Origin of the sequence: Faecalicoccus sp. (assembly GCF_036552745.1) — a bacterium.
In the GTDB taxonomy this organism is placed as follows: domain Bacteria; phylum Bacillota_I; class Bacilli_A; order Erysipelotrichales; family Erysipelotrichaceae; genus Faecalicoccus.
Window position 1 is genome coordinate 1 of the sequence record NZ_JAXKBY010000203.1, and the last position, 7,047, is coordinate 7,047.

At 38.7% G+C, this 7,047-nt stretch carries 6 protein-coding genes, 4 tRNA genes and 1 pseudogene; all 11 read left to right on the forward strand.

All coding sequences use genetic code 11. The features are described 5' to 3' along the window. Positions 1-1,394: F0F1 ATP synthase subunit alpha (gene atpA, locus U0M88_RS09510; RefSeq protein ID WP_331869660.1), on the forward strand; the 1,394-nt coding region annotated here is incomplete at its 5' end. Between the two features lie 3 nt (positions 1,395-1,397). Beyond that, on the forward strand, positions 1,398-2,243 hold the full coding sequence (gene atpG / locus U0M88_RS09515; RefSeq protein WP_331869661.1) for an ATP synthase F1 subunit gamma: 846 nt from the start codon (positions 1,398-1,400) through the stop codon (positions 2,241-2,243). Positions 2,244-2,253: 10 nt separating this feature from the next. Then, on the forward strand, positions 2,254-3,657 hold the full coding sequence (atpD, locus tag U0M88_RS09520) for a F0F1 ATP synthase subunit beta (protein WP_117445283.1): 1,404 nt from the start codon (positions 2,254-2,256) through the stop codon (positions 3,655-3,657). Position 3,658: 1 nt separating this feature from the next. Further along, positions 3,659-4,054: an ATP synthase F1 subunit epsilon gene (gene atpC, locus U0M88_RS09525; protein WP_117445284.1), complete on the forward strand. Its 396-nt coding sequence runs from the start codon at positions 3,659-3,661 to the stop codon at positions 4,052-4,054. 32 nt (positions 4,055-4,086) lie between these two features. Beyond that, a complete protein-coding gene (locus tag U0M88_RS09530; RefSeq protein ID WP_168965694.1) occupies positions 4,087-4,764 on the forward strand; it encodes a YjjG family noncanonical pyrimidine nucleotidase in 678 nt (225 codons plus the stop codon). Between the two features lie 75 nt (positions 4,765-4,839). After that, positions 4,840-4,930: transfer RNA gene (locus U0M88_RS09535), tRNA-Ser, on the forward strand. A 21-nt stretch (positions 4,931-4,951) separates the two neighbouring features. Beyond that, positions 4,952-5,027 (forward strand) — tRNA-Asp (locus tag U0M88_RS09540). Between the two features lie 11 nt (positions 5,028-5,038). Then, positions 5,039-5,112: transfer RNA gene (locus U0M88_RS09545), tRNA-Gly, on the forward strand. A 253-nt stretch (positions 5,113-5,365) separates the two neighbouring features. Continuing rightward, a pseudogene (locus U0M88_RS09550) lies at positions 5,366-6,243 on the forward strand (DUF1848 domain-containing protein). A gap of 144 nt (positions 6,244-6,387) precedes the next feature. Further along, positions 6,388-6,463: transfer RNA gene (locus U0M88_RS09555), tRNA-His, on the forward strand. 264 nt (positions 6,464-6,727) lie between these two features. After that, on the forward strand, positions 6,728-7,047 hold a 320-nt coding region (locus tag U0M88_RS09560), incomplete at its 3' end, for a UPF0758 domain-containing protein (RefSeq protein ID WP_331869662.1).

A 7,047-nucleotide genomic window follows, 5' to 3' on the forward strand; every position in this document is an offset into this window, starting at 1 on the left:
GACTTAGAGATGCGATGATGAGTGAGTTGCTGCTGTTTCCTCATGATGTTTACGGCATGGTCATGAACTTAGAGGATGAGCAAGTCGGTGTCGTGCTCATGGGAGAGAACAACGATATCAAAGAAGGTGACCTGGTTAAACGAACAGGTCACATAGTTGAAGTCCCTGTTGGAGATGCCCTGATAGGACGTGTTGTTAACGCGCTGGGACAGCCAATTGATGGGAAAGGAAGTTTAGAGACTTCCCAAACGCGTCCGGTAGAACGAGTAGCACCGGGTGTTATGACAAGGAAAAGTGTTTCCGTTCCTTTACAGACAGGTCTAAAAATTATTGATTCTATGATCCCTATCGGTAGAGGACAACGTGAGTTGATCATTGGTGACCGTCAGACAGGTAAAACCGCTATCGCAATCGATACGATTATTAATCAAAGAGATCAAAATGTAAAATGTATCTATGTTGCGATCGGACAAAAGGCAAGTACGGTAGCTCAAATTGTCGAAAAATTGAAACAGCATAAGGCAATGGAATACACAACAATTGTTGTGTCTACGGCAAGTGAGCCTGCCCCTTTACAATATTTAGCTCCTTATGCCGGTTGTGCCATGGGGGAAGAATGGATGGAAAATGGTCAGGATGTCCTGATTGTTTATGATGATCTATCCAAACATGCGGTAGCTTATCGTACCATGTCGTTACTTTTAAGAAGACCACCGGGACGTGAAGCTTATCCGGGTGATGTTTTCTATTTGCATTCTCGTTTATTAGAGAGAGCTGCTCGTCTAAATGAGAATTATGGAAATGGTTCTATGACGGCTTTGCCAATTATCGAAACGCAAGCTGGTGATATTTCAGCTTATATTCCGACGAATGTCATTTCCATTACCGATGGACAGATTTTCTTAAAAACAGATATGTTTAATCAAGGGATTCGACCAAGTGTAGATTCCGGATTTTCAGTGAGCCGTGTTGGTTCTGCCGCACAAATCAAAGCCATGAAACAAGTCTCCGGATCTTTAAAACTGGAATTGGCACAATATCGAGAAATGGAAGCATTCTCAAAATTTGGATCTGATCTAGATGCCGCCACAAAGGAAGTTTTGGAGCATGGTGCCAGATTGATTCAATTGTTGATTCAAAAACAGTATGCACCTTTACGTGTCAGCGAACAAATCCTTTCTCTGTATGCTGCTAAGCATAAGTACTTAAAAGAGGTGCCTGTGGAAAAAGTACAAGCTTTTGAAGCCGGACTGCTTGCATTTGCCCATAGAGAATATCCTTTTATCTTCGATCAGATTGAGACCAAGAAGGAATTGGATGATGAGTTAGAGACACAAATGAAAACCGCTTTAGATGCATATTCTAAGAATTTTTTTGCGACAGAGGGTGCCTAATTTATGGCGCAGACTCGACAAGCAATACAGGCCCGAATTAAGTCCGTAGAATCAACCAAAAAAATTACCAGAGCTATGCAGCTGGTAGCTTCCAGTAAGTTAACTAAACAAAAACAAAGAATGGAAGAGAATCGTGAATATGCGGATAGTTTACAGACGCTTTTGACTTTGGTATTATATTCGGCTCACAAGAATTCTATCTATCTTAATTCGGATGTTTCTAAACCCAAATTGATTTTTGTTGTAACCAGCGATATGGGACTTTGTGGAGGATACAATGCAAACATCCACAAAATGATCCAAAGCCATATTTCTAAAGATGACAAGATCATAATGATTGGCTCTCGTGGGATAAACTGGATCAAAAATCGGGATTACAGTGTTTATGATTCTTTGCCTGAATTAAATGAAGACAATGTGTATACATCTTTGGCAACAAAAATGGATGAAGCCTTACAACTTTATGAACAAAAAGAAATTTCAAGTATACAAGTTTTATATACACATTATAAAAATACATTAACCTTTGTTCCTACTTTAGAAACCATTCTTCCAGTATCCAAACAGGAAGAGAAGGAGCATATAGCGAAAGCGGAAATGATTTTCGAACCGGACCAGCAAAGTATGTTAAAAGATGTAATACCTATGGCTGCCAAATCCATTTTGTTTTCTAAGGTGTTAGAGAGTAAAACGAGTGAACAAGCTTCACGAAGAATGGCAATGGAAAGCGCAACGGACAATGCCGATGAGTTACAGGCAACTCTGGAACTGGCATTTAACCAAGCTCGTCAGGCTGCTATTACACAAGAAATTACTGAAATTGTTGGCGGTGCCAATGCATTAGTTTAGGAGGTAGAAAATGTCAGAAAATATTGGAAAAGTTGTACAAATCATCGGTCCTGTTGTCGACATACAATTTGATGAGGATCGTTTACCTGACCTTTTGAACGCAATTGAAATTAAAAGAAAAGACGAGGAGAGCTTAATTGTTGAAGTTGAGCAAGGTATTGGTGCCGATCGCGTTCGTTGTATAGCCATGGGAAGTACAGATGGTTTGGTGCGTGGTATGGAAGCTATTGATACCGGTAAACCAATTCAAGCTCCGGTAGGACAGGCAGTACTGGGACGTATGTTTAATGTGCTCGGGCGTCCGATTGATGGTTTAGGTGAAGTAAAGAATGTCAGCTATGCGCCGATTCATCGAGAAGCACCTGCTTTTGATGAACAAAGCACGACCAGCGTTCCTCTGGAAACAGGAATTAAAGTAATTGATCTTCTTTGCCCTTATGTAAAAGGAGGGAAGATTGGTTTATTTGGTGGTGCCGGTGTAGGTAAAACTGTTCTGATTCAGGAGTTGATTCATAACATTGCCAAAGAACATGGTGGAAAGTCCGTTGTTGTTGGTGTTGGAGAAAGAACTCGTGAAGGAAATGATATGTACCATGAGATGAAAGATAGTGGTGTCCTTGATAAGACTGTTCTTGTATATGGACAGATGAATGAAAGTCCGGGAGCCAGAATGCGTGTAGGTCTGACAGGTCTTACTATGGCAGAGTATTTCCGCGATCAGGATCATCAAGATGTTTTATTATTTATTGACAATATCTTTCGATTTACCCAGGCAGGATCAGAAGTAAGTGCTCTTTTAGGACGTGTTCCAAGTGCTGTAGGTTATCAGCCAACGCTGGCAACGGAGATGGGACAGCTTCAGGAACGTATTACTTCCACCAATGAGGGTTCAATTACTTCTGTACAAGCCATTTATGTGCCGGCCGACGATTTAACCGATCCAGCTCCGGCGACTGCATTTACGCATTTGGATGCCAAAACGGTATTGGACAGAGATATTGCCGCTTTAGGAATTTATCCGGCAGTAGATCCTCTGGAATCCAACTCAAGAATTTTGGATCCGCTTGTTGTAGGAGACAGACACTATAAAGTAGCTCGTGGCGTTCAAAGTATCCTGCAGAGATATAAAGAATTACAAGATATTATTGCGATTTTAGGTATGGATGAATTAAGTGAAGACGATAAGCAAATTGTGAATCGTGCCAGACGTGTTCGTAACTTCTTGTCACAACCGTTTAATGTTGCAGAAGTTTTCTCGGGAATTCCCGGTAAATATGTTCCTTTAGAAGATACAATTCGCTCTTTTGAACGCATACTTGCAGGTGAATTTGATGATCTTCCCGAACAGGCATTTATGTTTGTAGGTACTGTGGAAGAAGCTGTAAAAAAAGCAGAACAGTTAGCTGGTGAGTAATATGATTTCTTTGAAAATCGTTACTCCCAGGGGGCGCTATCTTGAAAAAAAGGTGAAGAGCATTCATTTAACAAGTGTTGAAGGAGAAATGACAGTTCTGGTCAATCATATGCCGATTTTTGCTTCAATCCTTCCATGTGAACTTGTTTTAGTCGATGAGTCAGATACAAGATTGGAATATGCCCTGTCAGGCGGATTCTTTCATTTAGAAAAAAATGAAGCCATGTTGTTGACGGATGCAATCGAAGGTAAAGGCGATATCGATATTGAACGCGCCAAGAGAGCTTATAGGCGGGCAAGAGATCGCATAGACAAAAAAGACAGCGCGACAAATATGAAACGTGCCAACTTGGCACTGGTTCGTGCAATGAATCGAATCCATGTACATGACGACTAGAATTCTAGTCGTTTTTTTATTATACTTATCGTATGCTTACAACGATCTTATTGGATGTAGATAACACATTACTTGATTTTAATGCATGCGCTTTAGCTTCTATGAAAGATGCGTTTGCGTATTTTCATCTGCCTTTTTCAAAGGACACGGTTTTTCCGGTGTTTTTAGAGATCAATTCTAAGCTCTGGACACAGATTGAAGATGGTGTTTTGACAAAGGAGCAGCATTACCAAATCCGTTGGAAAACAATTCTTCAGGTTCTTGGCATTCCTTTTGATGGGGTTACGCTTGAAAAGAAATTTGTCGAAGGTCTTCATGAATATGCTATTCCTGTAGAAGGAGCCGGAGAACTTTTAGAGTATTTAAAATCAAAGTATGTGATCTGTGCAGCTTCCAATGCACCCTATGAACAACAGATCCATCGTTTACAGCTGTCAGGGTTTTATCAATATATGGATGCTTTTTATATTTCAGAGAAGATCGGTCATCAAAAACCATCGAAACAATTTTTTATGCATTGTTTACATGAACAGGGAATTTCTAATGAGCAGGCAATCGTGATCGGCGATTCTTTACAGGCTGATATTCAGGGAGGTATCAATGCGAATATACAGACGATCTGGTTTAATCCATCGCATAAAACAGCTACAAATACGTGTATGCCAACGTATGAAGTCGATCAGCTAAAAAAAATTAAAAAAATTTTATAAAAAGTGTTGCAATAGCACAGGTATCATGGTAATATAAATAAGCGCTGATGAGTAGCGTTCTTGATCTTAAAACTTGGAGAAGTACTCAAGTGGTTGAAGAGGTGCCCCTGCTAAGGGTATAGGTCGGGAAACTGGCGCGAGAGTTCAAATCTCTCCTTCTCCGCCATTTTATTGAATATCTAAATTTGGTCCAGTGGTGTAGTGGTTAACATGCCTCCCTGTCACGGAGGAGATCGTGGGTTCGAGTCCCATCTGGACCGCCATTTATTTTTGTGCAGGTGTAGTTCAATGGTAGAACTTCAGCCTTCCAAGCTGACTACGTGAGTTCGATTCTCATCACCTGCTCCACTTTTAAATTGAAGAACTTCAGATGAAGTTCTTTTTTTATTCATCAAAATCAAAGTTTCTTTAGCTTTCATGATCAAATTGAATCAAGAGTTTTTACTATGAATTGTATATGCGGTTTTGATCAGTTTGTTGTTTATAAACATGATGTTTAAATCACTGGAGGATATTATCTTTAGCGTGCTATTTTTGAAGAATCATAGAAAGATAAAAGAGATAATTTGAATTTTTCATAAGAACTATTTACAATGACTTTATGATTATCAACGTAAGTGGAAGAACAGATATTGTAGCTTTTTATACACCATGGTTTCTAAATCGAATGAAAGAAGGATATTTTCTTGTCCGGAATCCTTTCAATCCATGTTCTATCTCTCGAATTAATGTAGAGAATATCGATTTGATCGTTTTTTGTACTAAGAATCCATTACCGATTCTAGATTCTTTGCATACACTGCAAAAACCATTTCTTTTTCAAGTCACCTTTACGCCTTACCATAAAGATATTGAACCTTATGTACCAGATAAAAGACTGATTTTGAATGCCATCCGTAAGCTTTCAAAGCTTTCTAAAGAGTCTAAACCACTGGTTCGATATGATCCTATCTTATTAAACGAAAGATACGATGTGAAATATCACATAAAAGCTTTTGAAAAGATGTGTATGGAATTAGAGGGATATGTGGATCGAATTATCGTATCGTTTGTAGATGACTATAAAAATGTCAGAAAGCATCAAACCGAATTACAAACCAAAGAGTTACGGACGCCGATTACAAGTTGATCGGTACTTCTTTTTCTTATATTGCCAAAGAGCATGGTATGAGTGTTCAGACATGTTTTGAACAGCGAGATCTTTGTGAGTATGGCTTTCGTAAAGATGTATGTATGTCAGTCGAAGAGGCTTTTCTGATTACCGGGACAAAGTTTAAAAAATGGAAAGCTCGTGACTGCGGTTGTGTTGAAATGGTCGATATCGGACAATACAACACGTGTCGTCATTATTGTAAATACTGTTATGCCAATTTTGATGAAAAAAGAATAGAAGAAAATGTTCGATTACACGATCCAGAAAGCCCTTTGTTGATAGGGAATGTACAACCGCAGGACCAAATTCGAGTGCGTAGAGGTTGATGTGGTTTAGTAAACCAAATGTTCCAGTTTTTCAAAAATTGAAAGACGGAAGTGAAACAAAAAGTAAAAAATGTTCTTTACATTCGTCATTAAATTGGGTACAATAGACAAGCACATGGAAAGAATATCCAGGCGCACTTTATGGCGGTTGTGGTGAAGTGGTTAACACAGCGGATTGTGGCTCCGTCATTCGCGCGTTCGAATCGCGTCAGCCGCCCCATATGTCTATAAGTCCTTTACATAAAGGACTTTTTTTGTGCTTGGCCTAATTCTGGCATAAATTTGATGGATAATTGTACTAAATTTCCTACAGAGCTGTGTTGCTAAAACCTAATGAATATTTGTACAAATGATTGAAAATGATTGTTCAATACGTATGATCTTTTCAATCTTTTTTTCTAGGTTTATGTGTAAATGGATCAAAATATCAAAAAACTTCAAAACTTTTTAATAGTTTTTCAATTATTTTTCGTATTTATATAATATGAAGATCAAAGAATTAGAAACTAATTTAAGACCCAGAGAAAAAGCATTAAGCTATGGGTTGGAATCTCTAAGTGATTTGGAGATTTTGGCGCTGCTTCTACAAAGTGGAAGTAAGAATCGAAGTGTATTTGATTTGGCAAAGGATGTAATGTGTAAGTGTGACAACCTAGAAAAACTGTTTGATTTAAGAGTGGAGGATTTAATGGAAATAAAGGGAATAAAACACGTAAAGGCATTGCAGATCTTAACAGGCATTGAACTATGTAAACGTGCCTTAAAGAAGAAAAATTATGGAGCCTCTATTTTAGAGCCTAAAGA

Coding starts and splice junctions, on each gene's coding strand:
- atpC (WP_117445284.1), top strand. CDS start 3,659: ATGATTTCTTTGAAAATCGTTACTCCCAGGGGGCGCTATCTTGAAAAA.
- U0M88_RS09530 (WP_168965694.1), top strand. CDS start 4,087: ATGCTTACAACGATCTTATTGGATGTAGATAACACATTACTTGATTTT.
- atpD (WP_117445283.1), top strand. CDS start 2,254: ATGTCAGAAAATATTGGAAAAGTTGTACAAATCATCGGTCCTGTTGTC.
- atpG (WP_331869661.1), top strand. CDS start 1,398: ATGGCGCAGACTCGACAAGCAATACAGGCCCGAATTAAGTCCGTAGAA.